Annotated in this window: 2 protein-coding genes; one reads left to right on the forward strand and one right to left on the reverse strand. The window is 55.1% G+C overall.

What is annotated here, in order from left to right:
- Positions 1 to 39: 39 nt before the first annotated feature.
- The gene (locus AAFX91_RS41385; protein WP_394570317.1) at positions 40 to 990 is read right to left on the reverse strand and encodes a hypothetical protein; all 951 of its coding nucleotides are present in this window, start codon (positions 988 to 990) and stop codon (positions 40 to 42) included.
- On the opposite strand from AAFX91_RS41385, the gene AAFX91_RS41390 reads away from it, so the two are divergent.
- Positions 990 to 1,388: a hypothetical protein gene (locus tag AAFX91_RS41390; RefSeq protein ID WP_394570318.1), complete on the forward strand. Its 399-nt coding sequence runs from the start codon at positions 990 to 992 to the stop codon at positions 1,386 to 1,388. The two genes, AAFX91_RS41385 and AAFX91_RS41390, sit on opposite strands and share 1 nt — an antisense overlap.
- Positions 1,389 to 1,790: the final 402 nt, after the last annotated feature.

Consider the following 1,790-nt stretch of genomic DNA (forward strand, 5'->3'; position numbering starts at 1 on the left):
GTGACGAAACAATCCACGAGATCTTCCTAGCCGACCAGATCAGCCCTCAGTGCGTGGTCGCCGGATGACGCTCACCTTCAAGGACCAGAAAAATAGTAATGCTTTAACATACCGCTCGATATCGTCGCTATCTATAGCGAGTGTCACACCAAGGACCGAATGCGGACCAATCGTAAAATTGTCCTTGAAGCGTTCAGGATCAACGACCCGCGCGCCCATTGCTTTGAGATCGTCGTATGATCTTCCTTCACCGTGCTTTACGACGTTCGCTACTAGACGCAGTTCCTTGATGGCAGGTGCGTTGAAAGCTAACTGGAGCGCTGTTTGGCCGCTATCCGCGCATCGGGGTCGATCCAATGCTTCAATTGCAGCAGCAGCGTCCTCCCATCGATCTATTTTTTTGACGAGATTTTGTCTCAGTTCGTGGTTGAGAAATCGATAGAGTTGCTTCTCAAAGAGATGAAATAAACCAGCTACGCCTGTCGCCAGAAAGACCGTGCGTAACTCCGTGAATTGTAAGGTGTGCTCCCTACTATGTTCATAAGCGGCCTCTATCGCCGTCCCATAATCATCTGGGCCCCAATAGGACGCGTTCAATACTTCGTCCGCTGCCCGCTTCTGTTCTCCATCTAGGTCGTCAAAAATCGGCATCACGCGTGATTTTAGAATGTCAGCGTAGTGCTGGATCGGAGAACCAAACCGCGACATGTTCCAAGATCCAAAACAGACAACCGGATCAGAATATCGGGGTAAATCTTCGTCAGACATGAGGCTTTGACCATCGCGGTAAAGGACGCAATTATGCACGCCCCTAACAATCTGGCTATCAAGCACAACCGTGTATTTGGCAAACGCTGACATGGAGATTATTACGCTACCGCCAGCTGGTCTTTGCAATTGACGAGGATCGCCGTGCCCATCTACCATTTCCTTCGCCCGCCCGGCATCAAAGCCCCGCCGCTCTCCTTCGCCACACGTGTCGAACCACAATGACCAACAGTCTGACCGGCGTCTGGGACGGCAGCTATATTCAGCCGCAAGCTGGAATGGTCACGTTTCTGGCGACGCTTATCGAAGCCGGTGGCGCCCTCGGCGGAAGCGTGACCGAACCCTGCATGATGCCGGGCTGCCCGTTGAGCACCCACAACGCTTCGATTGCCGGTCAGCGATCGGGCAGCGCAGTTTCGTTCGTTAAGCGCTACGAGCCGCCTGGCTACGGCTATGACACGGTGCAGTATGAAGGCGTGGTCAATGCTGAGGCCACGGAGATTGATGGGCGCTGGAGGCTGCCGGGCTCGACGCTGTCGGGAACATTTCTGATGGTCCGCTCGACCAAGCCCGCACAATCGATCGCAACCGAAGAACGGACCAAGGAGCCGGCGCGCTAGCATTAGCCGTATGAGCACGCGATATCCGGGTGATGTGGCTTCCGGGCTTACACTGCTCGATGCGGGAGCAGGTCAAGGAGGATATCGGGCTTGTGAGGGGCGGCCCCGAGTCCGAGACTTGGTCTAAACACCCACAGCGGAGAGAACGGCCGGGCACTTGCCCGGCCGTTCTGTTGCAGCCGTGGCGCGCCTATAGCGTGGTGCTTGGTTGAATGGGCGGTGAGTTCACGTCACCTCTCCCGCTTGCGGGAGAGGGAGCGCAGCGTTCATCGCGGATACAATTCGACCTGATCTCATCATGCTCTAAGAAGTGATCGAACCTGAAGAGTGTTCGCCGTCGAGACCTTTGAGACAAATTGAAGGATTTTGCGGAGGGAGGATTTCTGGTTCATCGTAGCCACC

This window comes from Bradyrhizobium sp. 31Argb, from assembly GCF_043638955.1.
In the GTDB taxonomy this organism is placed as follows: Bacteria; Pseudomonadota; Alphaproteobacteria; order Rhizobiales; family Xanthobacteraceae; genus Bradyrhizobium.